Raw genomic sequence first — 25,715 nt, 5'->3', positions numbered from 1 at the left:
CCCTTCCCGGCGCGGCGCGGCCGCGCCGGGGCTCTCTTCGTTACGGAGGACTCCATGCTGACGTACCCCCCTTATCTGTTCGCCAGGCTGTGCGTTGCCGTTCTGCTGTGCGTCGGTCCCGCGCTCGCCCTGGAAGAGCCGAGCGAGCCCGACCCGGACGCCGCCGCCAAGATCGACCCCAGCCCGCGCAATCCAGACATGATCACGGAGAAGATCTTGGCCCAGTCGCGAGCGCAGCATGCGCATCAGCAGTCAGCCGCGCCGGTCCCCGCTGCCAGCGCGTCCTCGCTGCGTAACCAGGATTCGCGCATGCTCGCCGCGCGCGGCCTGGCGCCCACCGTCAACGTGTGCAGCAACGTCGTGCAGACCGGGCGCGGTGCGGCGCAAGCACCGGTCATGCAGAACTCGCATACCGACATCAGCTGCGTGGTGGCCGGCGTCGTCGTCGGCCGCTGATCGACAAGAGAAGGAGAAAACCATGAAACCTGTCGGGAAACCGGGCGGCGGCGTCCTCACCGTCTTGCCCTGCGTCTTGGCCATTTCCATGCTTCTCGCCTTGGCCGGCTGCGGCACGCTGTTGCCGCCGATCGAGCTGGCCAGCGAGCCGCCGCGCCTGGCGATCGCGCCCCCGGCGCCGGATGCCGACAAGCTGATGGCCTGCTTCGGCCGCCGGCTCGCACGCTACGTCGATTCGCGTCCGGGCGACGCGCCGCCGGTGATCGTCGAGGTCGCCGGCTTCTTCAACCGGAATCCGGCCACGTTGCAGCGGCTCGAGCTGCCGACCGACGCGACGACCCTGCTCGAGAGTCTATTGACTTCGGTCGGACCGGCGCTGGCGTTCCGGGAAACCCGGCGCGACGCCGCCGCCGAGCGAGCGGCGCCGGCGAGCACGCTCAAGGTGAAGAACGACATCCAGATCGTCGAGGCCAGTGCGCGCTCGCGTGGCCGCTTCTTTGACTTCAGCTTCTTCAAGTCTGACTATGACGCGTCCACGCGTGACGGCGAGCAGTCGAGCGTCGCGGCGATCACCCTCGAGATGTCGGCGGTCGCTCCGGACGGGCTCGGCAGGCATGGCTGGGGCGCGCCTCTGCGGATCGCCTTCGAGCGCTCGCAGACCCGCGAGAGCAGCCTGGCGGCGAGCTTCAGTTCGGTCGCCCTGGGCTTCAACCAGCAGACGCGGGTGGTCAATGGCTATGGCCATGCGTTGCGGGTGGGCGCCGCCCTGCAGCTGGTGAGCGTGCTCTCGCGCGCGACCATGGTCGGCGCCAACCCATGCGTGCAGGCCTTGATCCCGGAACGCGTCGATACGCTGCCGCTCGAGATTGCGCTGCGCGAGTTCCGCGGTGTGCAGGCGAGGAGCCTGGAAGGCGCGGCGTTCTGGCTGAACAAGTTGCGCGCGCTGCATGGCCGTCCGGCGCGCGATCCGCTGCGCCTCGACGCGGCGTCGGCGACCCCGGCGGCGGTCCTCGCCGCGGTCGGCGCGGATTCCGACGTCGGCCGGGTGATCGCCCGTGGCAGCCTCGACGACCGTCCGCTCAGCGCGCTGGAGAAGGAATTCGCTTTCCTTTGGGGGTCGCTGCCCGAGGTCGACGCCGAAGTGTTTGCCTCCGGCTTCCGCTGGATCGACGCGGTCGAGGTGCAATTGCGGGCGGCTGACTTGAAACGGAGGCCCGGGGGGAATAAAGTCAAGCCTCAGGCCGTCGCGCCACGACCCGCCGTGGCGCGCGCGGAAGGCAGCGAGCGCAAAGCCTCCGAGCGACTCTGAGCAGCCACTCGACCCCTGACGGAGAACACACGATGAGCCCGCCTGACGAAGAACTCTTCCTCCCGCACCTGCCCGAGAAGGTGCGGCTCCTGTATGGCAATGCGACGTACAGGACCGACCAGGGCACGACCGCGCCACTGCTGAACCAGAAGCAGTTGGCGCAGGCGCTGGGAATCGATGCGGGCGACTTGAGTCGGGCGTTGAGCGGCGATAGCCGTCGAAGTCCGAAGCTGGATTCGGGCTTCTTGGACGCGGACCGCGAGGGGAACCTCCCCCCCTTTCTGCCCGGGCGCGTGCTACCGCGCTTTCTGCGACTGTTCGGGCTCAAGGTGCCTGATCGCCTCGCGCCCGACGACCTCTGGCGCAAGCTGGCGGCGCTTCCCTTCGAGGAATTCCTCGCCGAGGTGAAAAGGCGCGGCGGCCTGGAGTTTCTGCGCTCGCCGTGGGATCGCTTCGTCGCCGCCCACTCCCACCGGCTGGACCCGCCAGGGGGCGGGGAAAGAGCCGGCGAGAAGAACGCCGTCGAAGGCTTGACCATCGAATCGAAAGCCGCCGCCGACTGGCGTAGAGCGCGCCGGAACGATCGCTTTATTGCACCGGGGCAGCCGGACCCTGCGGCCGAGGAAAGCGACCTGCCGGTGCACTACGTCGGGGATCGCGCGCGCATCACGCTTGCCGTCGGGCGGGCGGTCCGCGAGCGGCCGTTGCACGTGTTCGTCTTTCAAGACGTGGTGATCGACGGGCGTCGGCGTTTCATCCCCCTGTTGCCTGCGCCGCCGGCGGACTTCGTGATGCCGAAACCGCTTCTCCCGAACCCCGATCTGCACGACGATGTTCTGCTGCTGCCTTGCGGTGGCACCCCCGACAACCCCCAAGTCTTTGAAGTGCCATCGGCCTGGGGTTTGCGACGCCGGTTGACGGCGGTGGTCGCGCAGAAGGCGATGGGCGCCGAGTTCTATGAGGCGCAGCGCGATCAGTGGGAAATTGCGCCCGAACGGCTCGACCGGCTCGCCGAGGGGCTCGAAAGCCGCGTTTACGGCGCCTGGGCGCTGTTCGTCTATGATTACCTCGCGCTGGCGCGACCGATGGCCTGAGGAGGGTGGCGCCGCGGGAATCGGGCAGGGCTATAGGGTCAGGCCAGGGCAGCAGCGGAATGAGCAACAGGGAAGTGCGGCGCAGCGCCAGCCGGTTCAGGAACCGGCAGCCGCAGGCGGCAAATCACGACGACGGGAGGAACGATGGACAGCAAGAGCAGACAAGAGATCAACGAAGCTTCGGCGCGCGTTGTCGCTCTCTACCACGCCGGCCGCTACGCCGACGCCATTCCAATCGCCGAAGGCTTGTGCCGGAGGTTGCAGACTCAATACAGCGAGCATCCCCACACCGCGACGAACCTCAACAACTTGGCGGAGCTGTACCGGGCGCTGGGCGACTACGCCCGCGCGATGCCGCTCTGCCAGCGCGCTCTGGCCATCAGCGAGAAAGTCCTCGGCGCTGAGCATCCCGATACCGCGTCCAGCCTTCACAACCTGGCGCTGTTGTACCAAGCGCTAGGCGACTACGCCCGCGCCGAACCGCTGTTCCAGCGCGCTCTGGCCATCAGCGAGAAACTCCTCCGCGCTGAGCATCCCGACACCGCGAAGAGCCTTTCCAGCCTGGCGCTGTTGTACCTGGCGCTCGGCGACTACGCGCGCGCCGAGCCGCTGTTCCAGCGCGCGCTGGCGATCTGCGAGAACGCCCTCGGCCGCGAGCATCCCCACACCGCGACGAGCCTCAACAACCTGGCGTCGCTGTACCTGGAGCTCGGCGACTACGCGCGCGCCGAGCCGCTGTTCCGGCGCGCGCTGGCGATCTGCGAGAACGCCCTCGGCCGCGAGCATCCCCACACCGCGGTGAGCCTCAACAATCTGGCGGCACTGTACCAGGCGCTCGGCGACTACGCCCGCGCCGTGCCGCTCTCCCAGCGCGCACTGGCCAACATCGAGAACGTCCTCGGCCGCGAGCATCCCCACACCGCGGCGAGCCTCACCAAACTGGCGGAGCTGTACCGGGCGCTCGGCGACTACGCCCGCGCCGTGCCGCTTGAGCAGCGCGCGCTGGCGATCCGCGAGGAAGTCCTTGGCGCCGAGCATCCCGACACCGCGACGAGCCTTCACAATCTGGCGCTGCTGTACCAGATGCTCGGCGACGTCGCCCGCGCCGAGCAGCTCTCCGAGCACTCGCTGGCGATCTACGCGAACGTCTTCGGTCCCGAGCATCCCCACACCGCGAGGAGCCTCACCAACGTCGCCATACTCGATGCCGGACAAGGCCGTTTGGATCAGGCGCTTTCCGGTCTCGCCCGCGCCGCGCGGGCCGAAGACCGGCTGCTCGGTGAAATCTTCGCTCTCAGCCCGGAAGAGCAGCGTAACCGCTATCTCGCCGCCCACCGGGAGCTCGGGATGATGCTGCTGTCCCTGGTGCTCGCGCACTTCCGCGATTTGCCCGACGCCGTCCGGCTGGCGCTCGACTACGTTCTACGCCGTAAGGCGCTGGCCGCCGAGGCGGCCAGCGTCCAGCGCCGCGCCATCCTCTCCGGCCGCTACCCGCAATTGCGCGTGTCGCTGCAACGCCTCGACCTCCTGCGCGGCCAGGTGGCGAGCAAGATCCTGCGTGGCCTTGGTGCTCACGAGACGCCGCAACAGTACCAGCAGGCGCTGGCCCGGTGGCGCGACGAACGCGAAGCGCTGGAGAGCGAAATCGCCCGCCAGATTCCCGAGATGCGCCTCGAACACGAGCTCGCCAGCGCCGACGCGCGCGCGGTTGCCTTGCACCTGCAGGCGAGCGGCACGCTGGTCGAATTCGTCCGTTTTCATCCCTGCCATTTTCAGGCGGTGAAGGCCAGGGGCAAGGCGCAGTGGGGCCGCGAGCGCTATGCGGCCTTCGTCCTGGCTGCCGGCGAGGGCGCTGCGGTGCAGCTCGTCGACCTCGGCGACGCGGCGCCGATCGACGACGCGATCCGCCGCTTCCGCGCGGAGATCACTGGTGACCCGCTTCCTCCCAACGACGACCAGGCGCGCATGGCGCCTACCCGCGACGCGACGCCGCCGCAATCGAACCTCGGCGCCGGCGGCGAGCTGCTGCGGCTGCTCATCGCGCCGCTGCAGGAACTCTTTCAGCAGCGGCCATCGCTCGTCCTCGCGCCTGACGGCGAACTCAATCGCCTCTCCTTTGCGGCGCTGCCGACGGACAGCGGCTGCCTGAGCGACCGCTACGCCATCCGCTACGTCAGTTGTGGCCGCGACCTCGTGCGCTTTGCCGAACCGGCGAGCAACGCGGGTAGCCCGCCGCTGATTGTCGCCGACCCGGCGTTCGATCTGGGCGCCAGCGCCAGCGCCAACCCCGGCAGCGGCCCGCGCAGCCGGGCAACGTCCGTCGCGGCGACCCAACCCGGCAAGATGGCGGCCCTCTGCAGCTTGCTGGGCGGCCGTGGGCGCAGTGAAGACGAGCGTTCGCCCGACCCGGCGGGCACGCCGCGCGCCGCGCTGGCCGAAGCCAGCGGCGAACCGGCGTGGACCGGCCGCCGCTCGCGCGACCTCGACCGCGCCGGCTATCGCTTCACTCCGCTGCCGGGTAGCCGCGTCGAAGGCGAGGCCGTCGCCCGGCATCTGGGAACTGGCGCCTTGCTCGGCGAGCAGGCGCTCGAGGGTCGCTGCAAGAAACGCCGTTCGCCGACCATCGTCCATCTGGCGACGCACGGCTTCTTTCTCGAAGACCAGCCACGGGAGCACGAGTCCGGATCGCTCGGTGATGCCGGTCACCGCCTTTCCCACCAGGAGAACCCGCTGCTGCGCTCGGGCCTCGCCTTGGCCGGCGCCAACACCTTCCTGCGCGAGCACCGGGTCGTCGCCGACGAGATGGAAGACGGCCTGCTCACCGCCGAGGATGTCGCCGGACTCGACCTGCTCGACACCGACCTCGTCTTCCTCTCCGCCTGCGAAACCGGGCTGGGCGACGTGCAGGTCGGCGAGGGCGTCTTCGGACTGCGCCGCGCCTTCGTCGTCGCCGGGGCGCGCACCTTGATCATGTCCTTGTGGAAAGTCGACGACGTGGCCACGGCGCTCCTCGTCGATCGCTTCTACACCGCGCTGCTCGCCGGCGACGGCAAAGGGGAAGCGCTGCGCCAGGCGCAGCACGAGCTGCGCAGCGCAACCGTCGGTACCCTGCGCGCGACCTGGCTCAACCCGGAAAACCGCTCCCGCCTCGCCGCCGGCGACCCGGCGATCCGGCAACAATTGAATGCACTGCTGGCCTATCCCGAACAGACGCGCCCCTTCCAAGACCCCTACTACTGGGCCGGCTTCATCCTGCAGGGTGACGACGGAGCGGGCGCGCGAGGTTGACCCTGTTCGTGTTCAACGAAGTTTCCCGGAAACGGGTGGAACTTCTCCTGAGCGCTTGCCGAAGAGACCGGCGGCCTGCCCAGCCCGATCAAGGGCGGCGCCCCTTTTGCCACTCCTGCCGCGCGGCTTGCAGGTGCCTTGAGGAACCATTCCGCTGGTGGCGAAAAGCGAATTTCCCGTCACCCGGCTGCCCAGTTTTCCAGCATTAGCCCCGGCACCCGCTCGAATTCGCGCTGGTTGTTGGTGACCAGGACCAACCCATGGGCACGCGCCTGAGCCGCACTGCAGGCCTACCGGGACTACCAGGCCGACATCCTGATCGCCGGCGGGCGCAACCTGTATACCGCCCTGAAAGCGCGCATTCCCTTTCTCGACATCAATCAGGAACGCGAATTCGGCTATGCCGGTTACGACGGCATGCTCGAACTGGTGCGGCAGCTCGCCCTGACGCTGGAATCGCCGGTGTGGCGGAAGGTACGCACGCCGGCACCCTGGGCGCAAGTTCCGGGCGAAATGCTGCTCGCGGTCGGAGAACAACATGGCTGAGATCATCAAACGTACCAAAGCGCTGGCGGTGAATCCCCTCAAGGCCAGCCAGCCGCTGGGAGCGGCACTTGCCTTTCTCGGCCTGCGCCGGGCGATTCCGATGCTGCATGGATCGCAGGGCTGTACCGCTTTCGGCAAGGTGTTCTTCGTGCGCCACTTCCGCGAACCGATCGCGCTGCAGACGACGGCGATGGATCAGGTGTCCTGCATCATGAGCGCCGACGAGAACGTCATCGAGGGCTTGCGCGTACTCTGCGAAAAGAATTCCCCGGAGGTCATCGGCTTGCCCACCACCGGGCTTTCCGAGACGCAGGGCTGCGACATCGAGCGCCTGGTACGCGAGTTTCGCGCCCGCCATCCGGAATTTGCAGGCGTCGCCGTGGTACCGGTGAACTCTCCCGATTACTCCGGCTGCCTCGAATCCGGTTTTGCCCTGGCGGTGGAAGCGATCATCGACACGCTGGTTCCGGACCGCTCGAAGTCGTCGCTGGCCGGGCGGCGCAGAAAGCAGGTCAACGTGCTCGCGGCGTCGATGCTGACCCCCGGCGACATCGAGGCGATCAAGCAATGGATCGAGGCATTCGGCCTGCGGCCAGTGCTTGTGCCCGACATCGCTGATTCGCTCGATGGTCATCTGGTCGATCAGGAAACGACGCCGCTGACTCTCGGCGGCACGCCGAAGGCCGAACTGGCGACGCTCGGGGAAGCGCACGCCACACTGGTCATCGGTCGTTCGCTGCACAAGGCGGCCGACCTTCTGAAAGCGCGCACCGGCGTGGCGGATTTTCGCTTCGACCATCTGCTGGGTCTGGATGCCTGCGACGCCTTCACGCTCACGCTGGCGGCCCTCTCCGGCCAGCCGGTACCGGCGAGTATCGACCGCCGGCGTGCGCAGTTGCAGGACGCGATGGTCGATACCCATTTCATGACCGGCTTCCTGCGCGTCGGCATTGCCGCCGATCCCGATCTGCTGGTGGCGATCGGCCAGTTCCTCAGCAGCGCCGGCGCCGAAGTGGTCGCCGCGGTGGCGTCGGCACGTGCCGAGGTACTCGCCGACCTGCCGGCAGCATGCGTGCGGATCGGCGACCTCGAAGACCTCGAACGCGCGGCGCTGGCCCAGCGGGCTCAGCTCATCGTCGCCAATTCGCATGCCGCGCAGAGCGCCGAACGCCTGCACCTGCCGCTGCTGCGCGCCGGCTTCCCGCAATACGACTGGGTGGGCGGCTATGCGCGCACCTGGGTCGGCTATCAGGGCGCGCGGCAGGCCCTGTTCGACGTCGCCAATCTCTTTCTGGGGAACCCTCATGACACCCCTGTCCATCGATCCATCTACCGAACCGGCAGCGCCGGCGACGCGCAGGGCCGGCCGCCACCTGGCCTTGGCCTGGTCCGCCACTAGCGAGGTGCCGAGCATGTTCCGGGTGGCCTTCGCCAGCAACGACCGCAAGACGGTCAATCAGCATTTCGGTGCGGCCGCAGGTTTCGCCATTTATGCGCTGGATGGCGAACACGCGCAACTGGTCGAAGTCGTCGAATTTCTGCCGGAAAGCATGCATGGCAACGAAAACAAGCTGCCGGCGAGAATCGCCATGCTGGCCGGCTGTGCCGCGGTCTATTGCCTCGCGGCTGGCGCATCGGCGGTGAAACAGTTGCTGGCCGCCGGCGTGCAGCCGATCCGGCTCGACGACGAAACCGAGATCGATGGCCTGTTGCAGAAAATCAGCCTGGCGGTTTGCAATGGTGGCATCTCCTGGGTCGACAAGGCGATACGACGGACTCACGGCGATCGCGACCGCTTCGATCGCATGGCCGAAGAGGGTTGGGACGGATGATGGCCAACCCGTTCGCAAACCGCGCTGGCGTGCTGCATGGCTGCTGGCCAGGCCGTCGCCAGCACCCGCCACCGATCCCCTGCCCCAACCCCATTCCCGGAGAAACCTGATGAGCGTCACCCTTGCCCCTGCATCGACCATCGAACCCGCAGACGACCCGATCTACCTCACCGACTTCGTCAGGGAAATGCTGCGCCAGACCCGCGCGCTCGACAGCTACGGCCAGTGGGACGGCAAGACGGTCGCGGCAATCCTCGCCGGCTACGTGCTGAGCAAGGAACAGAAGCGCGCGATTCCGACCATCGGCGACCCCGACGAGGTGACGCTGGCGCGCGTCAAGGCCTTCCATAACGCCATCGCCGTGCTGATCGAGAAGGAATGCGGACAGATGGCGGTGCCCTTTGTGCAGATCACCCACGAAGGCTTCGGTCGCGCACTGATCACCGTCGGCAAGCTGGTGGTCATGGATCGTACGCTGCGCGACGTGCATCGCTTCGGCTTCGACAGCCTGTCGAAGATGAAGACCGAAGCCGACAAGCATCTCGCCGTGGCACTGGAGATCATCGGCAAATATCCTGATGTGGCCGGAATGTAAGGAGGCAACATGAGCACGATTACCGGACGTACACGCGGAGGCGACGAATGGATCCCGCAATTCGTCAGCTTTCTCGATCCACGGAAATGCATCGGCTGCGGTCGCTGCTACAAGGTCTGTCCGCGCAATGTTCTCGATCTGGTCGAGCGCAGCGAGGAGCTGCTGGCCGACAGCGACGAGGATGCCGACGACGACGAAATGATGGTGATGACCATCGCCAACGCCTCCGACTGCATCGGCTGCGGCTCCTGTGGCCGCGTCTGCCCGAAGAACTGCTACACCTACAGCGCGGCCGAAACGTGAACCGAAGGCTTACCCCCAACCCATTCCCAGGAGAGCACGCCATGATCCACCTCACTCCCGCCGCAACCAAGGCAATCAACCGTTTCATCAAGGCTGCCGAGAATCCGGTCGCCGGTCTGCGCATTTTCGTTTCCGGCGGCGGCTGTGCCGGTCTGCAGTATGGGCTGCGCCTCGAACAGGACAGGAGCGAGGATGATCTCGAATTCGACATCGGTACTGGCGCCAAACTGCTGGTCGATCCCTTGAGCAGCTCGATGCTCGAAGGCCTGAGCGTCGATTTCGTCGACAGCCTGACGCAGACCGGCTTCAAGTTCAACAACCCGAACGCTTCCGGCGCCTGCGCCTGCGGTCAGTCGTTCAAGGCTTGAGGAGATCAGCATGTGGGATTATTCCGAAAAGGTTCGCGAACACTTTTTCAACCCGAGGAATTCGGGCCCGCTGGAAAACGCCAACGCCATCGGCGATTTCGGTTCGATCAAGTGCGGTGACGCGCTGCGCCTGATGTTGAAGATCAACCCGCAAAGTGAGGTCATCGAAGACGCGCATTTTCAGACCTTCGGCTGCGGTTCAGCGATCGCTTCGTCGTCGGCGCTGACCGAGATCATCAAGGGCAAGACGCTCGACGAAGCCCTGACGGTCAGCAACCAGGACATCGCCGACTATCTCGACGGACTGCCGCCGGAGAAGATGCACTGTTCGGTGATGGGACGCGAGGCGCTGCAGGCGGCCGTTGCCAACTATCGCGGCGAAGCCTGGAAGGACGATCACGAGGAAGGCGATCTGGTCTGCAAGTGCTTCGCCATCGACGCCGTGATGATCGAGGACACCGTCCGCGCCAACCGTCTCAGGACACTGGAAGATGTGGCCAACTACACCAAGGCCGGCGGTGGCTGTTCGGCGTGTCACGAGAAAATCGAGGACATCCTGATCGCCGTCAACGGTCGCCTGTACGCCAATGAAGCGAAGCCCCGAAAGGCTGCCGCCACGGCGGCCGAAGCGGCCACCAGGCCCAGGCTGACCAACTACCAGCGCATCCGCAAGATCGAAGAGACGCTCGAAGCGATTCGCCCGATGCTGCAGCGCGACCATGGTGACGTGACCCTGATCGAGGTCGATGGCAAGAAAATCTACGTCGAACTCTCGGGCGCCTGCCAGGGCTGCTCGATGGAAGCCGCAACACTCGGTGGCGTTCAGCAGAAGCTCATCGAAACCCTCGGCGAACTGGTGCAGGTGCTGCCTGTCACCGCGCTGGCCCGTGCCTGACCGTTTCCCTCTCCCCCTCCCCCTCCCCCACGAGGGGGGAGGGGAGATTCGTGAGTCGCTGACGCGACTTTCACATTAACCAAATGGAGACATCATGAAGCCGATCTACCTGGACAACAACGCTACCACGGCCTGCGATCCCGCCGTCGTGCAAGCCATGCTGCCATTCTTCACCGAGCAGTTTGGCAATGCCTCGTCGATCCACAGTTTCGGCTCACAGGTCGGCAAGGCGCTGAAGGAGGCCCGCGTCCAGGTGCAGTCACTGCTCGGCGCCGCGCATGACTCCGAAATCGTGTTCACCTCCTGCGGCACCGAGTCCGACTCGACGGCCATTCTCTCGGCGCTCAGGGCCAATCCCGAGCGGCGCACGGTGATCACCACGGTGGTCGAGCACCCGGCGATCCTGACGCTGTGTACCTATCTCGAAAAAGAGAACTACGTCGTGCATCGCTTGCGCGTCGACCGCAAGGGACGCATCGATCTCGACGAATACAAGTCATTGCTCAACGAGCGCGTGGCGATCGTTTCGGCGATGTGGGCCAACAACGAAACGGGGACCTGTTTTCCCGTCGAGGAAATGGCCGAAATGGCGCACGAGAAAGGCATCCTCTTCCATACCGACGCAGTCCAGGCGGTCGGCAAGGTGGCCATCGACCTCAAGACCACCAGGATCGACATGCTTTCGCTATCCGGCCACAAACTGCACGCGCCGAAAGGCATCGGGGTGCTCTATGTACGCCGTAATACCCGCTTTCGTCCGCTGCTGCGAGGAGGTCATCAGGAGCGCGGTCGCCGCGCCGGCACCGAGAACTCGGCTTCGATTGTTGGCCTCGGCGTCGCCTGCGAGCTGGCGCAGCAGTACATGAGCGAAGAGAACACGCGCGTCAAGCGGCTGCGTGACCGCCTCGAACGGGGCATCCTTTGCCGGGTCGGCAATGCCTTTGTCAATGGCGATACGCTCTACCGGCTGCCGAATACGGCGAGCATCGCTTTCGAGTACGTCGAGGGCGAAGGTATCCTGCTGCTCCTGAACCAACAGGGCATTGCCGCCTCGTCCGGTTCGGCCTGCACCTCGGGTTCGCTCGAACCCTCGCACGTGATGCGGGCGATGGGCATCCCCTACACCGCTGCGCACGGTACGATCCGCTTCTCGCTCTCCCGCTACAACACGGAAGAGGAAGTCGAACGTGTCATCGACACCGTACCGCCGATCATTGCGCAGTTGCGGAAACTCTCCCCGTATTGGAGCGGTGATGCTCCCCTGGCGAATCCGGAGCAGGCGTTTCAGCCGGAATACGCCTGACGCTCTTGCGCAGCGCACCGGAAGAGTGCTCCAGCAAGCGGTCCTTTGCACCGTGCTGGAGCACACGCATCGCCAGGCCGAACGTCGGCACGATCCGGGCCGATTGAAATCAGAGGCTTGCAGAAGCGATCGTAATGGGCACGATTATTGCTCGTGCTAAGCGGTTTTTCAGCACAGATGATAGCGATGAGCAATGTCCACCGACTCGAACTAGCCTCCGATGACGAATCCTCCCCTCCCGAGGGAACGCGCAGAATCATCAACGATGTGGAGCGAGTGCTCTACGACGGCTACTGGATCAAGACCTATCCGGTTCCGGCCGATTCCTTGCAGGCCAAGAAGCAACTGATCGAAGCGCTGACCCGACGCCTGTTCAACCACACCGAGCACGGACTCAATATTCCGGGGTGCCGGCTTGGCGAAGCCCGGCGGAGTTATCAGACGGAGGCCGACCCCGGCCGGCATCGGGTCAAGGCCGCGATGCTCGCCGGCGCCCTGTTCAACCGCGCCACCGACATTTTCCGGAAGCTGGTCGAGTTGCAGGCCGACGGCATCGAGATCCACAGCGACGACGCGCTGATGCGCGAATGCGGCCAATGTCTGCTCGACGCGATGGACCTCGGGCATGTCGTCCTCCACCGCAGCGGCGAGGAAGGCATCGACGAACTCTGGGGCGAGCCCTTCCGCGCCTTCTCGGTGCCGATCGAGGAATTCTACGAAAACCGCTACATCAAGATTGGCCAGAGCATGCGCGACATCGACCGGATCGCCGAAGCCATGGTCGCCACCTTCAGTCGCATTCCCGCTTTTACGGCCATCGAAGCACCGGTGCGGGATTTTGCCCACGCGGCCAGAATCAAGACGGAGACCTTGCGCACCGACCGCGACATTTTCGATGTCTGGTCGCAACTGGTCACCGCTGGCGAGCGGCTGGCCAACTTCACGCCGAGACATGCCCCCAAACCGCTCGGAGAGCGAACCGGCAGGATGCTGTACCGGGTTTCCGATGGTCTCCAGTTGCTCCGCAACGGCCGCGACCTGGTGTTCTACATCGCCCGTGCCCGTACGCCAATGCCCAGGAGCACCAGCGAATACATCGAACGCTGTGAAGCCTACCTCGCCACCGGCCGGGTCCCCTTCATGCCGGCGCCATTACCGGCCTGAAAAACCGTCGCCCAGCCCCTCAGTCACCCCGCACCCTGGCAAAGAAGGTACTGGTCTCGAAGATCGCGGGGGCAAAGCCCTGCCCCCGCGAAGTCAGATGCCGCTTGAGGACGAAATCGAAGAGCAAGGGATTGTGGTGCCGGATCACTTCCAGCTCCGCGACCGCCGAATGCGGCAGCATGCCACGCGCGGCGAACTCCGCAGGCAGGATCAGCGGCACGATGCCCGGCAAGGGATAGTCGGAACCATTCAGCAAACGCGCATGCCATTCGCTGCGCTCGAGCAGCATGCGCAGAACTTCCTCGCTGCGGTTCCTCAGCGTCAGCGCCGAAATATCGGCAAACAGCAACTTTTCATAACGCGCTTCGCCCATCAGGCGAGCGAACAGTGCAAAACAGGGAAGCGGCGCGGCGTTCGCACCCCGGTCTACATCGAGGGCGCTGCCGAGCGATGCGCAATGCGCCACCACCACCCGCACGCCATGGTCCATCGCCCGCCGCAGCAGGAGCGGGTTGCCAAAGTCGGGTTGATCACCACCGGGAGCGGCTTTTTCCTCGCCCGCATGGCTGATCAACGGCAGGCCGTGTTTCGCCAGTGCGGCATAGAAGCGATCGCAACGCTTCGAGGACGGATCGATGCCCATTGCCGGCGGCAACCATTTCACCGCCCGCGCCCCTCCTTCGACGGCGCTGGCCAGCGCCTCGACGCAGTCGCCGCGATATGGATGAATCGACGCCGCCCACTGAAAATGCTCTGGATGGCGCGCGGCCACGGCCTGCGCGTAGGCGTTCGGGGTGTAGAAGGAACTGCGCTGCGGGTCGGCTCGACCATCGAGGTCGTGGAAGCGGTCGAAAGCAAAGAGCAGCAGCTTCGCCCCCGGCCGCAATCCTTCGACGAGATTCTCCAGGCGGTCGACATAGCTCTCGTCCACTCGCCCCGGTGCATCATGGACGCAGCCGGCGTTCAGGTAGAACAGGCGCTGCGCATACTGCAGCGGGTGCAGCAGGCTGTCCATCTGCGGATTCACCTCGCTGCCGCTGCCCGAATCGCCGATACCGACCAGGTGCACATGGGCATCCAGAAACTGCGCCGGATCGACTCCGTCCCACGCCCTCTGCACCCACTCGCCGGTCGCAACGGCTGCTGGCAGCCGCGCCTGGCAGCGATTGAACCAGGCTCGCCAGGGCTGCGCAACGACGCCCGACAAGGCAAGCACGCCGCCGCCGGCGAGTGCGGCGACCAGGGCACGGCGACGCGGCGGGTTCATCGCTGCAGCCGACGGCCAGGCGCTGCGCCGTCGGATCGAAGCGTCGGGAGCACGCAGGACACTGCGCGGGGATTCTGCGAGAAAACGCTTGTTGCCCCAGAGTCAAACCACATGCTCCACCCTCACTGACGACAAGCCAAAATATATCGGCGAGTGTAGTGGCATCGACACCAAGGTCAAGTGGGGCGCGAATGAAAGTATTGGGCTTCATCACTTGGCGCCGGACTCGCAGTACAATCCTGACCATCTCTACGAAGGCATTAGCCATGGGAAATCAACTCGATATGCCTATCCGGTTGACTCAGGAAGAACACCAAATGCAGTTTGAAGCCGTGCTCGAAGCTGAGGCACTGAAGCTAACGGCCGGCGAGCGCGCTGCTTTCGCACAGATCTTGCTCGCAAGTCTCGACGAGGATGCCGACGTTGAGGAAACTTGGGCCGTTGAAACAGAGCGCCGGATTGCTGACATCGAGAGTGGGGCAGCACAGGGCATACCCATTGCCGACGCACTTGCTCAGGTCCGTGCAGCCTTGAAATGAAGGACGCTGCGCCGGCAAGCCGCTGCGCGCCCCTGAGCTTTCACGTTAGTGGGTACCGATATGCCCCTCCCCCGCGAGTGGAGAGGGGAGATTCAATGCTTTGCCGATCGGGAACCTCGCTTGACAACGGAACTGGCACGGGAGCACACCATGATTGACAGGGAAGAAAGACTGGCCAGGATCGTCGACGCGGCCCTCGATGCGATCGTGACCATCGACGCATCTTACCGGATCATCCTGTTCAATGCCGCTGCCGAAAAAATGTTTGCGTGTCCGGTTGCCGAGGCCATCGGGAGCCTGCTCGACCGTTTCATTCCAAACCGTTTCCAGACGGCGCATCGCATGCATGTCGGGAAGTTCGCCGCGAGTCCGCTCACCTCGCGGCCGATGGGCAGCACTTATCAAGTTCTTGGCGTCCGTGACAATGGCCAGGAATTCCCGCTCGAAGCGTCGATTTCGCAGGTCGAAGTGCATGGGCAAAAGCTATTCACGGCATCGCTGCGCGACACCACCGAGCGATGCCGGACCGAGGCGGCGCTGCGCGCGAGTGAAGCATTCAATGCCGCCATCCTCGATTCGTTGAGCGCGCACGTCGCGGTCCTCGACAGCGACGGAAAAATCCTTGCGGTCAACCAGGCATGGTCGCGATTCGCGGCGGAAAACGGCGGCGAGACGCCGCTCGCTGACCCGATCGGCGCCGATTACCGTGCGATCTGTCTCGCCGCCGCCGATCCCTGGGCCGCCGAAGCCCTGGCCGCCTGGGCCGGCATTGCCGCGGTGCTGGCCGGGCGCAGCGAGCACTTTGAGCTGGAATACCCTTGCCACACAGTGAACCAGAAGCGCTGGTTCCGGATGCGCGTCGATCCCTTGCGATCCGGGGGCGGCGTCGTCGTGGCGCACGAAGACATCAGCAGCAACCGGAACCTGGCCGACTCCTTACGCACCGAGCGCCAGCGCCTGGCCAACATCATCGCGGGCACCGACGTCGGCACCTGGGAATGGAACGTCGAAACCGGCGCAGTGCTCTTCAACGAACGCTGGGCCGGGATCATCGGCTACACGCTGGCGGAGATTTCGCCGCTGAGCATCGCCACCTGGTCCCGCTTCGCGCATCCGGACGACCTCGAAAAATCCAACGCCCTGCTGCACCGGCACTTTGCCGGCGAATTGCCCGCCTACGACTGCGAGTGCCGGATGCGCCACCGGGACGGCCACTGGGTATGGGTCCGCGATCGCGGCAAGGTCATGGACTGGAGTGCCGACGGCCGGCCACTGCAGATGTTCGGCACCCACCTCGAGATCACCGAGAGCAAGGAGGCAGAAGCCCGGCTGCGTCAAATGAACGAGAGCCTCGAGGCGCGCGTCGCTGAACGTACCCGGCAACTGGCCGTCGCGACGCAGATGGCCCGGTCCGCCAGCCGGGCAAAGAGCGCATTCCTGGCCAACATGAGTCACGAGCTCCGAACCCCGATGACCGCCATTCTCGGCCTCGCCGACTTGATGAAACTGGACAGTCTCAGCACCCGACAGGCGGAGCGGCTGGACAAGTTGCACAGCGCCGCACAACACCTGCTGAACATCATCAACGACGTGCTCGACTTCTCGAAGATCGAGGCCGGCAAGCTGGTTCTCGAAGAAATCCCTTGCGATGTGGCCGGTATTGTCAGCAGCGTCGTCGAAATGAGCACGGATCGCGCCCGGCAAAAGGGCCTCACGCTAACGAGCGATTGCGAGAGCCTGCCCGGCCGACTGCTCGGCGACCCGACACGCCTCCGGCAGGCCCTGCTCAATTACGTCAGCAACGCGATCCGGTTCACCCCACAGGGCAGCATCCGGATCAGCGTCCGCCACCAGGAAGAAAGCAAGGACCACCTGATGCTGCGCTTCGAGGTCCAGATACCGGCATCGGCATTGCCGCCAGCTCGCTCGGGCGGCTCTTCCGGCACTTCGAGCAAGCCGATGATTCGATGACCCGAGAGCATGGCGGGACCGGTCTCGGCCTCGCCATCGTCAAACAGATCGCCGAGAGGATGGGGGGCAGCGTCGGGGTTGACAGTACCGAGGGGGCCGGCAGCACCTTCTGGTTCACGGCCTGCCTGCAGAGGGCGCCCGAGAGGGCCGGCGGCAGCACCGCGATGGCGAGCGCGGGCGTGGACACGGCGGCGCAGCAGGCTCCCCTGGAAGGACGTATCCTGATCGTCGACGACGAGCCGATCAACCGCGAGGTGATTGTCGCGATCCTGGAAAACATGGGTCTGCTTGCCGACTGCGCGGCCAATGGCGAGACAGCGGTCGAGCTTGCCGGCAGGGGGGCTTACGATCTGATCCTGATGGATCTGCAGATGCCGATCATGGACGGATTCGAGGCGACGCGCCGGATTCGCCAACAGCCGAAGCACGCGCAGGTGCCGATCCTGGCCCTCACCGGCAACGTCGTCAAAGAAGTCCAGGATCGCTGCCGGGCCGCCGGAATGAACGACTTCATCGCCAAACCTTTCCGGATGGCGGCGCTGCTCGAAGTCGTCACGCGCTGGCTGCGACCGCCGCCCGGCGAATGAGGGACTTCAGCCGGCGGTGCTGGCGGGCGATTCTTTGCCCGCCGCCGCGGCGTGCCACATGCTGCGCGGCAACAGGATCGCCAGGGTGCTTCCCTGACCCGGTACGCTCTGCATCTGCACATGCCCTTGATAGAGGTGCACCAGACCGTGCACGACGGCCAGCCCCATTCCCGAGCCCATGCCCGGCTCGCGGGTGGTGAAGAAAGGCTCGAAAATGCGATCGTGAATGTCCTGCGGGATACCGCAGCCTTCGTCGCTGACCGCAATGCGCACAAACTCGCCGGCAAACTCGGCATGGCACGAAGCACAGATCCCGACCGGATCGATGCCTACGCGCTGCGCCGAAATGCGTACCTCGCCCGGCCCATCGATTGCATTGCGGGCGTTCTGGCAGAGATTGACCAGGATGCGATGCAGATGTGCAGGATCGATGTCGAGATCCGGCAGAGCCTCGTCGATACGCATCGACAAGGTCACGCCAGCCGGGAAGGACGAAGCGAGCAGAGTGGCCAGCGCGCGTGCCTCGTCGGCAACGGCTACCACCGAAACATGGAGCGTGCCGCCGCGCGAGAAGACCAGCAACTGCTGCACCAGCGCCCTGGCGCGTTCGCCGGCGGTTTCGATCTCCTCGAAATACGAGGCCATGCGCTCCGAACCCCCGGCAGCGCGTACCACCGTCCTGCCCAGCCCGGAAAACCCGAGGATGGCGACCAGGATATTGTTGAAGTCATGCGCAACGCCGGCAGCCATCGCTCCCAGAATCTCCATGCGTGCCGCCCTGGCGAGGCGGTTCCTGAGTTCGTCCTGCAGGCGCTCGGCCTCGATGCGATCGGTCACATCCTGGTTGATGCCGATCACCGACAGTGGCGAACCATCGACGGTGAAAAGCGGCTGCGCCAGCGCACTGAGCATGCGGATCTGCCCATCACCTCGGCGAATCCGGAAATCCACCCGGAACTGATGGCGCTCACGAATCGACGCTTGCAATGCCGCTTCCGCGGCCGGCAGATCCTCGGGCAAGACGTGCTGGGACCAGTCCTCGTAGGTGGTTACGGCAGCGACGGCCGGGTCGATGCCGTACAGCGCGTAGGTCGATGCATCCCAGCGCAGACGCCCGCCGACCAGATCATATTCCCACACCCCCAGACCGGCCGCGTCGGTCGCCAGCCGCAGACGCTCGCTAGCCGCCCGCTGCTCGGCATGGCGCTCTGCGCGCAGGGCATCGAGACGCCGTTGCCGGTGCTGCAGCGCAGACAGGGCAAACACCGACGACAGCAGCGTGGCCAGAAACAGCCCGAGATGCCAGGTCGCCATGCGGCGCCAGTTGACATGGATCATGGCGCGCGGCCGGGCGACGCCGACCAGCAGGGTCGCATCGATGCTGGCAGCCGGCAGCGCGCGTACCGCCGCCAGCAGTTCTTCCCCGTTCGCATCGTACACACCGTATACACCGCTCAGCAACGAGGCCGTCTGCCCGCCCTCGATGTGACCCGGAAGGAACGCCGTCGCGCCCGCGACCTCCCATTTCTCGCCATCGGACCCGGCCGGTACCCACTCGAAGCGCTCGCCGCCCGTCTGCACCGACACCCGTACATCTGGCGCGTAACGCACCGACGCCATCAAGGCACGGAAATCCTCCGGAAGCAGACGCCGTACCATCAGGTCAGCGAGCCGCTGTGCCGCGGCCTGCAGGCGATTTTCTTCTTCCTGCTCGACATCCCGATACTGCTGCAGCAGCGACCAGGCGTTCGAGCCACCGAGCAGCAGCAGGGCGATGGTCAGCAACAGCCACTCAAAGCGGTATCGCCGCGGCCGATATGCTCGCATCAGGCGGTGCCCTGCCGGCAGGCACGACAGACCGCTGGGTCGACTCGCGGTGTTCGGCGGGTCTGATTCATCGATGAAGCCATTTTCTCGTCATTCTGTCATTCTCTGCAGGATTGCCAATCATCGGTAGAATAGCGCACTCCGCATCCCTGACCACCCTTGCACCCTGAAATCCATAGATCACGCCGATGGATGCAAATCCCGCGCACCGGTGCATCTGCATCGTCGATGACGATGCGCAGGTTCGCCGTTTCCTGCTGGAAGTACTGGCCAGCGTCGGGCTCGCCGCCGAGGAATACTCGTCCGGCGAGGACTTCATGCGCCGCTGGCGACCCGGCCATACCGACTGCGTGCTGCTCGACATCCGCATGCCGCGCATCACCGGACCGGAAGTCCATGACTGGTTGCGGCAGCGCAATCCCGAGGTCCCGGTGATCTTTCTCTCCGGCTATGCCGACGTGCCGACCGCAGTGCGGGCCATGCGCCTTGGCGCTTTCGACTTTCTCGAAAAACCCTTCAACGTCCAGCACCTGATCGAGCGGGTCAATGCCGCCTTGCGCCTGTCCGACGACAGGCGAGCTGCACCGGCACCGGCACCGGCAGCGTGTGACGACTGGCGAAAGTCCTTGACCCCGCGCGAGCAGGAAATCCTGGCCGCGATCGTCGTCGGCAAGCGCAACAAGGTCATTGCCGCCGACCTCGGTATCAGCGAGCGTACGGTCGAGACCCACCGTGCGCACATCATGGCCAAATCCGGCGCCGGCAGCGTCATCGAACTGGTCGGAATGGTCGCCGGCTTCAAGTAGCAGGTTCAAGCTTCAAGGGAAAGCGCCCTCCTCCTTCCCATTCAACCTCCGTAGTTCTACCGAGTCCCGAGTGGATTTCCGGATAGCGCCTTGCTGCGCACCTCGCTAGTCTTCGCCCTGCCAGATTCTGATCTGGACCATACAGGAGAAGTCTCGACATGACCAGCCCTCTCGCCATTCACGAGAACATGACGATCTACCAGGCGCGGGCGCAGAAGGAGCAGTTGCTGGCCGCGCTGGCAACGACCGGGAAGCTCGAACTCGACCTCTCGGGAGTCGCCGAAATGGACACGGCCGGCCTGCAATTGCTGATGCTGCTCAAGCGCGAAGTGCAGCAGCAGGGCAAGCATCTGACGATCGTCGGCCACAGCCCGACCGTGCAGCGGGTCCTCGACTTCTGCAACCTGGCCGGCGTCTTCGGCGACCCGATGCTCCTCTGCGCGCAAGCCTGAAAACCCCTGATAGAGGAAGCACGATGGATGAACTGACCAGTACCTTCGTCAATGAAAGCCGCGACCAGCTCACCGCGATGGAAGACGGCCTGCTCAAGCTCGAGCAGAACCCCGACGACGCCGACAACCTCGGCGCCATCTTTCGCGCCGCGCACACCATCAAGGGCGGCTCCGGCGTCGTCGAATGCCACTTCATCGAAGCCTTCACGCACAAGGTCGAAAACGTCCTCGATAAGCTGCGCAACGGCGAGATCCCGGTCAGCGGCGAACTGTCTACGGTGATGCTCGAATGCTGCGACCACCTCGGGGCTCTGCTCGATGTTCTCGCCGCCGGTCTGCCGCAGCCCGAGGCCGAGATCCAGGCGCGCGGCGATGCGCTGCTGGCGACGCTGACCGAGCAGTTCCTCGGCGCTGGCGCAGCCAGCTCGTGCAGGCCGCAGGGTGGCGATCTGCCGGTCAAGCACGGCAGCGAACTCGCAGCGACCGGCGGCGGCGAGGTCAACACCGACGCCTGGCACATCTCGGTGCGCTTCGGCCCCGGCGTACTGAAGAACGGCATGGACCCGCTATCGCTGCTGAACTTCCTGGCCTCGATCGGCGAGATCACCACCCTCAGCACGCTTGCCGATGCCATGCCCGCAGCCGGCGAAATGGACCCCGAATGCTGCTACCTCGGCTTCGAGATCGGCTTCCAGACGCGCGCCAGCAAAGCCCAGATCGAACAGGTCTTCGACTTCGTCCGCGACGAGTGCACGCTCAATATCCTGCCGCCGCACTCGAAAATCGACGAATACCTCAAGCTGATCAACGAGTCCCCCGAGGACCCGATGCGCCTGGGCGAAATCCTCGTCCGTTCCGGCGCTCTGACGCAGGCCGAACTCGACGAGGGTCTCGCCACACAGAGCCGTACGGCGACTGCAGAGGCGGATGGCGAAGCGCCGCAGCAGACGCCGATCGGTGCCATCCTCGTCGAGCAGAAGGTGGTGCACCCGGAACTCGTCGAGGCCGCCGCCACCCGCCAGGCGGTGGTCAGCGAGAAAAGATCGCTCGAAGCACGCATGATCCGGGTGCACGCCGACAAGCTCGACCAGCTCATCGATCTGGTCGGCGAGATGGTCATCGCCGGCGCCAGCGCCAACCTGCTCGCGCAGCGCAGCGGTCAATCCGAGCTGATGGAATCGACCTCGGTGCTGCTGCGCCTCGTCGAGGACATCCGCGACTCGGCGCTGCAACTGCGCATGGTGCAGATCGGCGAGACTTTCAACCGCTTCAACCGTGTCGTGCGCGACAGCTCGCGCGAGCTGGGCAAGGCCATCGACCTGGTGATCACCGGTGACGAGACCGAACTCGACAAATCGGTGGTAGAAAAACTCGGCGACCCCTTGATGCACCTGGTCCGGAACGCCATCGACCACGGCATCGAAGCCGCCGACCTGCGCGCCGCGCGCGGCAAACCCGTGAACGGCACGGTCCAGCTCAACGCCTATCACGACTCGGGCAACATCGTCATCGAGGTCATCGACGATGGCGGTGGCCTGCCGAAAGACAAGATCCGCCAGAAAGCAATCGACAAGGGGCTGATCGACGCCGCCGCGACGCTCTCCGACCAGGAAATCAGCAACCTGATCTTCGAAGCCGGTTTCTCGACCGCCGAGCAGGTCACCAACCTCTCCGGCCGCGGCGTCGGCATGGATGTCGTCCGGCGCAACATCCAGGGCCTACGGGGTAGCGTCGACGTGGCCACCGTCGAAGGCGCGGGATCGACCTTCACCATCCGCCTGCCGCTGACGCTGGCGATCATCGACGGCTTCCTGACCGGCGTCGGCAAGGCGTCCTACGTGGTGCCGCTCGACTCGGTCGTCGAATGCATCGAACTTGCCGACCTTCCCGGCAAGCGCAACTATCTCAACCTGCGCGGCGAGGTGCTGCCTTTCGTCCGCCTGCGCGAGCTGTTCGCCATCGGCGGCGGCATCCCCAGCCGTCAGAACGTGGTCATCGTCCAGTATGGCGGTCAGAAGGCGGGGCTCGTCGTCGATGCGCTGCTCGGCGAATTCCAGACGGTGATCAAGCCGCTCGGCGTGCTGTTCAAGAACATCCGCGGCATCGGCGGCTCGACGATTCTCGGCAGCGGCGACGTGGCGCTGATTCTCGACGTGCCGGCGCTGGTCAATCGCGCCGTCAACATCGAAAGCGAGCGCCTGACGCACGGCACCGCAGCCGCTCGCACGGGAGGCGCGCATGAAAGCGCATCGACCCACTAAGCGGCCCTGCGAACCCTGCTGGAACCAGCACGGGCCACCCTGAGGTCGCCCGCCTCGTTCGCCCCCTCACCGCAACTCGAACGTCATTCGCTGCATCACTCAAGGAGCTCACTCCATGCTTTCCAATCTCAAGATCGGCGTCCGCCTCAGCGTCGGCTTCGCCATCGCCCTGTTCATGCTGATCCTGGTCGCCGTCGTCGGTGCCACCCGCGTCGGCGAACTGCAGAACGACATCACCGACCTGGTCAAGGACAAGAACGTCAAGACCAAGCTCGCCAACGATCTGATCGATAACATCAATAACGTCGGCCGCTATCACCGCAACATGCTGATCGCCAGGAACGACGAAGCGACGAGCAGGGAAATGGACCGGGTCGTCGAGGCACGCAGCGGAGTCACCAAGACTTTCGATGCGCTCGACAAGTTCAGCTACGGCGACAAGGGCAAGGCGGCCCTCGAAGCCAGCAAGGAGGCGCGCAAAACCTTCGTCGCCGAATCGACGAAGCTCGAGGGGCAGATCAAGGCCAGACAATGGGATGAAGCGCTGAAGAGCTTCGACGGCAGCTACCGCCCGGCCTTCAACGCCTACGTCAAGAATGTCAATGCCTTCGTCGACTATCAGAACGAACTCGCCGAGAAGGTCGGCGCCGACGCCGAGGTGCTGGCCAATTCGACGCGCACGCTGATCATCGGCCTGGCGATCGCCGCGCTGCTGATCATCGCACTCCTCGCCTTCCTGATCACCCGCTCGATCACCGGCCCGACCGGCAAGCTGGTCGCCGCCACCGGCAGGATGGCCGAGGGCGACTTCAACTTCAAGCTCGACATCGACAGCAAGGACGAAGTCGGCCAGCTCGCGAGCGGGGTACAGGCAATGCAGGCCGCAGTGCAGCGCATGATCACCGACGCCGAACTGCTGAGCAAGGCCGCCGTCGAGGGCAAGCTCGCCACGCGCGCCGATGCCTCGAAGCACCAGGGAGATTTCCAGAAAGTGGTCAAGGGCGTCAACGATACGCTCGACGCGGTCATTGGTCCGCTCAACGTCACCGCCCGCTACGTGGACGACATCTCGAAGGGCGTCATCCCGCCGGTCATCACCGACAACTACAACGGCGACTTCAATGTCATCAAGACCAACCTCAACAACATGGTCAGGATGATGAGCGAGCTGCTCGCCCAGACCGACATCATCATCAGGGGTGCTGCCGACGGGCAACTCGACAAGCGCGCCAACGCCGACCTCTTCGTTGGTGGCTGGAACCAGCTCGTCAAGGGCGTCAATGAAGCGATCACCAACATCGTCGATCCGATGAACGTCACCGCCGACTACGTCGACCAGGTCGCCAAGGGAATCATCCCGCCGGTGATCACCACCGAGTACAAGGGCCAGTACAATATCATCAAGAACAACCTCAACAACCTGGTCAAAATGATGAACGACCTGCTCGCCCAGACCGGCATCATCATCCAGGCGGCGGCCGACGGCGATCTGAAGAAGCGCGCCAATGCCGACCTCTTCGTCGGTGGCTGGAACCAGCTCGTCAAGGGCGTCAATGACACGATCACCAATATCGTCAACCCGCTCAACGTGACCGCCCACTACGTCGACCGGATCTCCAGGGGCGACATCCCGCCGAAAATCACCGATCCCTACAGCGGCGACTACAACATCATCAAGAACAATCTCAATGCCTGCATCGACGCGGTCAATGCGCTGGTCGCCGACGCCGCCATGCTGTCGGCGGCAGCGGTCGAGGGCAAGCTCGAGACGCGCGCCGACGCCAACCGCCACCAGGGCGATTTCCGCAAGGTCGTCGCCGGTGTCAACGAAACGCTCGACAACGTCGTCGGGCCGATCAACGAGGTGCGCCGGATCATGGGCGCGATGGCCCGCGGCGACCTGACGCAGACCATCACCAGCAGCTACCGGGGCGATTTCGACGAGTTGAAGAATGCCATCAACCAGACCGTCGCCAAGCTCGTCGAGACCATCGGCGAGGTAAGTACCGCGGCCGACAATCTCTCGAACGCCTCCGGCCAGATTTCGGCGACCGCGCAGTCACTGTCGCAGTCGTCGTCCGAGCAGGCCGCTTCGGTCGAAGAGACGACCTCGAGCATGGAGCAGATGAGCGCCTCGATCCTGCAGAACACCGAGAACGCCAAGGTCACCGACGGCATGGCCTCAAGCGCTGCCCGGCAGGCGGTGGAAGGCGGCAACGCCGTCGCCAAGACGGTCGAGGCGATGAAGAGCATTGCCGAAAAAATCGGCATCATCGACGACATCGCCTACCAGACCAATCTGCTGGCCTTGAACGCGGCCATCGAAGCCGCCCGCGCCGGCGAACACGGCAAGGGTTTCGCGGTCGTCGCCGCCGAAGTGAGGAAGCTCGCCGAACGCAGCCAGGTCGCCGCGCAGGAAATCGGCAATGTCGCCAAGGACTCGGTCAAACTCGCCGAACGCGCGGGCGTGCTGCTCACCGAAATGGTGCCCTCGATCAAGAAGACCTCCGACCTCGTCCAGGAAATCACGGCCGCTTCGCAGGAGCAGAATTCCGGGGTCGGCCAGATCAACGGCGCGATGGGGCAGCTCAACCAGGCGACGCAGCAGAATGCCTCGGCGTCCGAGGAACTCGCCGCCACCGCCGAGGAAATGGGCAGCCAGGCCGAGCAACTGCAGGAACTGATGACCTTCTTCGAGCTTGCCAACCGCGCTCACAGTGCCGCACCGACGAAGAGAAACCCCGCCGCTCGCCGACCGGCAGCCGCCGCGCCGCGTACCAAGGGATCGGGACGGAGCAGCGCGCTGGCCAGCGCAGAACGTGACTTCGAACGCTTCTGAACAGGAACCAGCC

21 protein-coding genes and 2 pseudogenes are annotated in these 25,715 nt (G+C 65.0%); 20 read left to right on the top strand and 3 right to left on the bottom strand.

The window, feature by feature from the left end:
• Nucleotides 1–54 precede the first annotated feature (54 nt).
• The 4 genes from V5B59_RS21510 to V5B59_RS21495 all read left to right on the top strand — a co-directional run bounded on the left by V5B59_RS21510 (nucleotide 55) and on the right by V5B59_RS21495 (nucleotide 6,147).
• On the top strand, nucleotides 55–456 hold the full coding sequence (locus V5B59_RS21510; RefSeq protein WP_332332626.1) for a hypothetical protein: 402 nt from the start codon (nucleotides 55–57) through the stop codon (nucleotides 454–456).
• A 22-nt stretch (nucleotides 457–478) separates the two neighbouring features.
• A complete protein-coding gene (locus V5B59_RS21505; RefSeq protein ID WP_332332627.1) occupies nucleotides 479–1,765 on the top strand; it encodes a hypothetical protein in 1,287 nt (428 codons plus the stop codon).
• A 32-nt stretch (nucleotides 1,766–1,797) separates the two neighbouring features.
• The gene (locus tag V5B59_RS21500; protein WP_332332628.1) at nucleotides 1,798–2,859 is read left to right on the top strand and encodes a hypothetical protein; all 1,062 of its coding nucleotides are present in this window, start codon (nucleotides 1,798–1,800) and stop codon (nucleotides 2,857–2,859) included.
• A 144-nt stretch (nucleotides 2,860–3,003) separates the two neighbouring features.
• The gene (locus V5B59_RS21495) at nucleotides 3,004–6,147 is read left to right on the top strand and encodes a tetratricopeptide repeat protein (RefSeq protein WP_332332629.1); all 3,144 of its coding nucleotides are present in this window, start codon (nucleotides 3,004–3,006) and stop codon (nucleotides 6,145–6,147) included.
• Nucleotides 6,148–6,326: 179 nt separating this feature from the next.
• Here V5B59_RS21495 and V5B59_RS21490 read toward each other — a convergent pair.
• Nucleotides 6,327–6,428: pseudogene (locus V5B59_RS21490) on the bottom strand (VapC toxin family PIN domain ribonuclease); the annotation flags it as partial.
• Between V5B59_RS21490 and V5B59_RS21485 the strand changes: the two are divergent.
• The 9 genes and pseudogenes from V5B59_RS21485 to V5B59_RS21445 all read left to right on the top strand — a co-directional run.
• Nucleotides 6,424–6,693: pseudogene (locus V5B59_RS21485) on the top strand (nitrogenase component 1); the annotation flags it as partial. The pseudogenes V5B59_RS21490 and V5B59_RS21485 overlap by 5 nt on opposite strands.
• Nucleotides 6,686–8,092, top strand: coding sequence for a nitrogenase iron-molybdenum cofactor biosynthesis protein NifN (nifN, locus tag V5B59_RS21480; RefSeq protein WP_332332630.1), 1,407 nt, complete (start codon nucleotides 6,686–6,688; stop codon nucleotides 8,090–8,092). The pseudogene V5B59_RS21485 and the gene nifN, both read left to right, overlap by 8 nt.
• On the top strand, nucleotides 7,998–8,525 hold the full coding sequence (locus V5B59_RS21475) for a NifB/NifX family molybdenum-iron cluster-binding protein (protein WP_308240215.1): 528 nt from the start codon (nucleotides 7,998–8,000) through the stop codon (nucleotides 8,523–8,525). Before nifN ends, V5B59_RS21475 begins: the two co-directional genes overlap by 95 nt.
• A 109-nt stretch (nucleotides 8,526–8,634) precedes the next feature.
• A complete protein-coding gene (locus tag V5B59_RS21470) occupies nucleotides 8,635–9,120 on the top strand; it encodes a NifX-associated nitrogen fixation protein (RefSeq protein WP_169072199.1) in 486 nt (161 codons plus the stop codon).
• A gap of 9 nt (nucleotides 9,121–9,129) precedes the next feature.
• Nucleotides 9,130–9,423 (top strand): ferredoxin III, nif-specific, encoded by a 294-nt coding sequence (gene fdxB / locus V5B59_RS21465; protein WP_169072198.1) that lies wholly within the window; start codon nucleotides 9,130–9,132, stop codon nucleotides 9,421–9,423.
• Nucleotides 9,424–9,464: 41 nt separating this feature from the next.
• Complete coding sequence (locus tag V5B59_RS21460) at nucleotides 9,465–9,791, top strand: HesB/IscA family protein (protein WP_169072197.1); 327 nt, start codon at nucleotides 9,465–9,467, stop codon at nucleotides 9,789–9,791.
• A gap of 10 nt (nucleotides 9,792–9,801) precedes the next feature.
• Nucleotides 9,802–10,686: a Fe-S cluster assembly protein NifU gene (gene nifU / locus V5B59_RS21455; protein WP_288129482.1), complete on the top strand. Its 885-nt coding sequence runs from the start codon at nucleotides 9,802–9,804 to the stop codon at nucleotides 10,684–10,686.
• A gap of 94 nt (nucleotides 10,687–10,780) precedes the next feature.
• Nucleotides 10,781–11,989 carry a cysteine desulfurase NifS gene (nifS, locus tag V5B59_RS21450; protein ID WP_034918595.1) on the top strand — a complete coding sequence of 403 codons (1,209 nt, stop codon included), beginning with the start codon at nucleotides 10,781–10,783 and terminating at the stop codon, nucleotides 11,987–11,989.
• Between the two features lie 186 nt (nucleotides 11,990–12,175).
• Complete coding sequence (locus V5B59_RS21445; protein ID WP_034918592.1) at nucleotides 12,176–13,153, top strand: hypothetical protein; 978 nt, start codon at nucleotides 12,176–12,178, stop codon at nucleotides 13,151–13,153.
• A 19-nt stretch (nucleotides 13,154–13,172) separates the two neighbouring features.
• Here V5B59_RS21445 and V5B59_RS21440 read toward each other — a convergent pair whose 3' ends face one another.
• Nucleotides 13,173–14,420: an amidohydrolase family protein gene (locus V5B59_RS21440; RefSeq protein WP_169072099.1), complete on the bottom strand. Its 1,248-nt coding sequence runs from the start codon at nucleotides 14,418–14,420 to the stop codon at nucleotides 13,173–13,175.
• Nucleotides 14,421–14,686: 266 nt separating this feature from the next.
• Here V5B59_RS21440 and V5B59_RS21435 point away from each other — a divergent pair, with 266 nt between their 5' ends.
• From V5B59_RS21435 to V5B59_RS21425, 3 genes are all read left to right on the top strand, one after another.
• Nucleotides 14,687–14,959: an addiction module protein gene (locus V5B59_RS21435; RefSeq protein WP_169072098.1), complete on the top strand. Its 273-nt coding sequence runs from the start codon at nucleotides 14,687–14,689 to the stop codon at nucleotides 14,957–14,959.
• Between the two features lie 150 nt (nucleotides 14,960–15,109).
• Complete coding sequence (locus V5B59_RS21430; protein WP_332352312.1) at nucleotides 15,110–16,930, top strand: PAS domain S-box protein; 1,821 nt, start codon at nucleotides 15,110–15,112, stop codon at nucleotides 16,928–16,930.
• Nucleotides 16,864–17,517, top strand: a complete 654-nt coding sequence (locus tag V5B59_RS21425; RefSeq protein WP_332352478.1) for an ATP-binding response regulator — start codon at nucleotides 16,864–16,866, stop codon at nucleotides 17,515–17,517. The genes V5B59_RS21430 and V5B59_RS21425 overlap by 67 nt, the downstream gene beginning before the upstream one ends.
• Before the next feature lie 6 nt (nucleotides 17,518–17,523).
• On the opposite strand, the gene V5B59_RS21420 is transcribed toward V5B59_RS21425, so the two are convergent.
• Nucleotides 17,524–19,302 (bottom strand): two-component system sensor histidine kinase NtrB, encoded by a 1,779-nt coding sequence (locus tag V5B59_RS21420; protein ID WP_169072096.1) that lies wholly within the window; start codon nucleotides 19,300–19,302, stop codon nucleotides 17,524–17,526.
• A 230-nt stretch (nucleotides 19,303–19,532) separates the two neighbouring features.
• Between V5B59_RS21420 and V5B59_RS21415 the strand changes: the two genes are divergently transcribed.
• From V5B59_RS21415 to V5B59_RS21400, 4 genes are all read left to right on the top strand, one after another.
• On the top strand, nucleotides 19,533–20,150 hold the full coding sequence (locus tag V5B59_RS21415; RefSeq protein WP_169072095.1) for a response regulator transcription factor: 618 nt from the start codon (nucleotides 19,533–19,535) through the stop codon (nucleotides 20,148–20,150).
• 158 nt (nucleotides 20,151–20,308) lie between these two features.
• Nucleotides 20,309–20,602, top strand: coding sequence for an STAS domain-containing protein (locus tag V5B59_RS21410; protein WP_034910149.1), 294 nt, complete (start codon nucleotides 20,309–20,311; stop codon nucleotides 20,600–20,602).
• 23 nt (nucleotides 20,603–20,625) lie between these two features.
• On the top strand, nucleotides 20,626–22,863 hold the full coding sequence (locus tag V5B59_RS21405) for a chemotaxis protein CheA (protein ID WP_169072094.1): 2,238 nt from the start codon (nucleotides 20,626–20,628) through the stop codon (nucleotides 22,861–22,863).
• A gap of 115 nt (nucleotides 22,864–22,978) precedes the next feature.
• Complete coding sequence (locus tag V5B59_RS21400; RefSeq protein WP_332332632.1) at nucleotides 22,979–25,702, top strand: methyl-accepting chemotaxis protein; 2,724 nt, start codon at nucleotides 22,979–22,981, stop codon at nucleotides 25,700–25,702.
• The last annotated feature ends 13 nt before the right edge of the window (nucleotides 25,703–25,715 follow it).

The organism is Candidatus Accumulibacter contiguus (assembly GCF_036625285.1).
In the GTDB taxonomy this organism is placed as follows: domain Bacteria; phylum Pseudomonadota; class Gammaproteobacteria; order Burkholderiales; family Rhodocyclaceae; genus Accumulibacter; species Accumulibacter contiguus.
Note: the sequence above shows the minus strand (reverse complement) of the source record. Positions and strands in the feature narration are given on the sequence as shown.

What these genes read in the sequence shown, in the direction of transcription:
- nifN (WP_332332630.1), top strand. Translation starts at nt 6,686, where the DNA reads ATGGCTGAGATCATCAAACGTACCAAAGCGCTGGCGGTGAATCCCCTC.
- V5B59_RS21410 (WP_034910149.1), top strand. Translation starts at nt 20,309, where the DNA reads ATGACCAGCCCTCTCGCCATTCACGAGAACATGACGATCTACCAGGCG.
- nifU (WP_288129482.1), top strand. Translation starts at nt 9,802, where the DNA reads ATGTGGGATTATTCCGAAAAGGTTCGCGAACACTTTTTCAACCCGAGG.
- V5B59_RS21430 (WP_332352312.1), top strand. Translation starts at nt 15,110, where the DNA reads ATGATTGACAGGGAAGAAAGACTGGCCAGGATCGTCGACGCGGCCCTC.
- V5B59_RS21510 (WP_332332626.1), top strand. Translation starts at nt 55, where the DNA reads ATGCTGACGTACCCCCCTTATCTGTTCGCCAGGCTGTGCGTTGCCGTT.
- nifS (WP_034918595.1), top strand. Translation starts at nt 10,781, where the DNA reads ATGAAGCCGATCTACCTGGACAACAACGCTACCACGGCCTGCGATCCC.
- V5B59_RS21470 (WP_169072199.1), top strand. Translation starts at nt 8,635, where the DNA reads ATGAGCGTCACCCTTGCCCCTGCATCGACCATCGAACCCGCAGACGAC.
- V5B59_RS21400 (WP_332332632.1), top strand. Translation starts at nt 22,979, where the DNA reads ATGCTTTCCAATCTCAAGATCGGCGTCCGCCTCAGCGTCGGCTTCGCC.
- V5B59_RS21415 (WP_169072095.1), top strand. Translation starts at nt 19,533, where the DNA reads ATGGATGCAAATCCCGCGCACCGGTGCATCTGCATCGTCGATGACGAT.
- V5B59_RS21475 (WP_308240215.1), top strand. Translation starts at nt 7,998, where the DNA reads ATGACACCCCTGTCCATCGATCCATCTACCGAACCGGCAGCGCCGGCG.
- V5B59_RS21505 (WP_332332627.1), top strand. Translation starts at nt 479, where the DNA reads ATGAAACCTGTCGGGAAACCGGGCGGCGGCGTCCTCACCGTCTTGCCC.
- V5B59_RS21495 (WP_332332629.1), top strand. Translation starts at nt 3,004, where the DNA reads ATGGACAGCAAGAGCAGACAAGAGATCAACGAAGCTTCGGCGCGCGTT.
- V5B59_RS21440 (WP_169072099.1), bottom strand. Translation starts at nt 14,420, where the DNA reads ATGAACCCGCCGCGTCGCCGTGCCCTGGTCGCCGCACTCGCCGGCGGC.
- fdxB (WP_169072198.1), top strand. Translation starts at nt 9,130, where the DNA reads ATGAGCACGATTACCGGACGTACACGCGGAGGCGACGAATGGATCCCG.
- V5B59_RS21435 (WP_169072098.1), top strand. Translation starts at nt 14,687, where the DNA reads ATGGGAAATCAACTCGATATGCCTATCCGGTTGACTCAGGAAGAACAC.
- V5B59_RS21445 (WP_034918592.1), top strand. Translation starts at nt 12,176, where the DNA reads ATGAGCAATGTCCACCGACTCGAACTAGCCTCCGATGACGAATCCTCC.
- V5B59_RS21405 (WP_169072094.1), top strand. Translation starts at nt 20,626, where the DNA reads ATGGATGAACTGACCAGTACCTTCGTCAATGAAAGCCGCGACCAGCTC.
- V5B59_RS21500 (WP_332332628.1), top strand. Translation starts at nt 1,798, where the DNA reads ATGAGCCCGCCTGACGAAGAACTCTTCCTCCCGCACCTGCCCGAGAAG.
- V5B59_RS21460 (WP_169072197.1), top strand. Translation starts at nt 9,465, where the DNA reads ATGATCCACCTCACTCCCGCCGCAACCAAGGCAATCAACCGTTTCATC.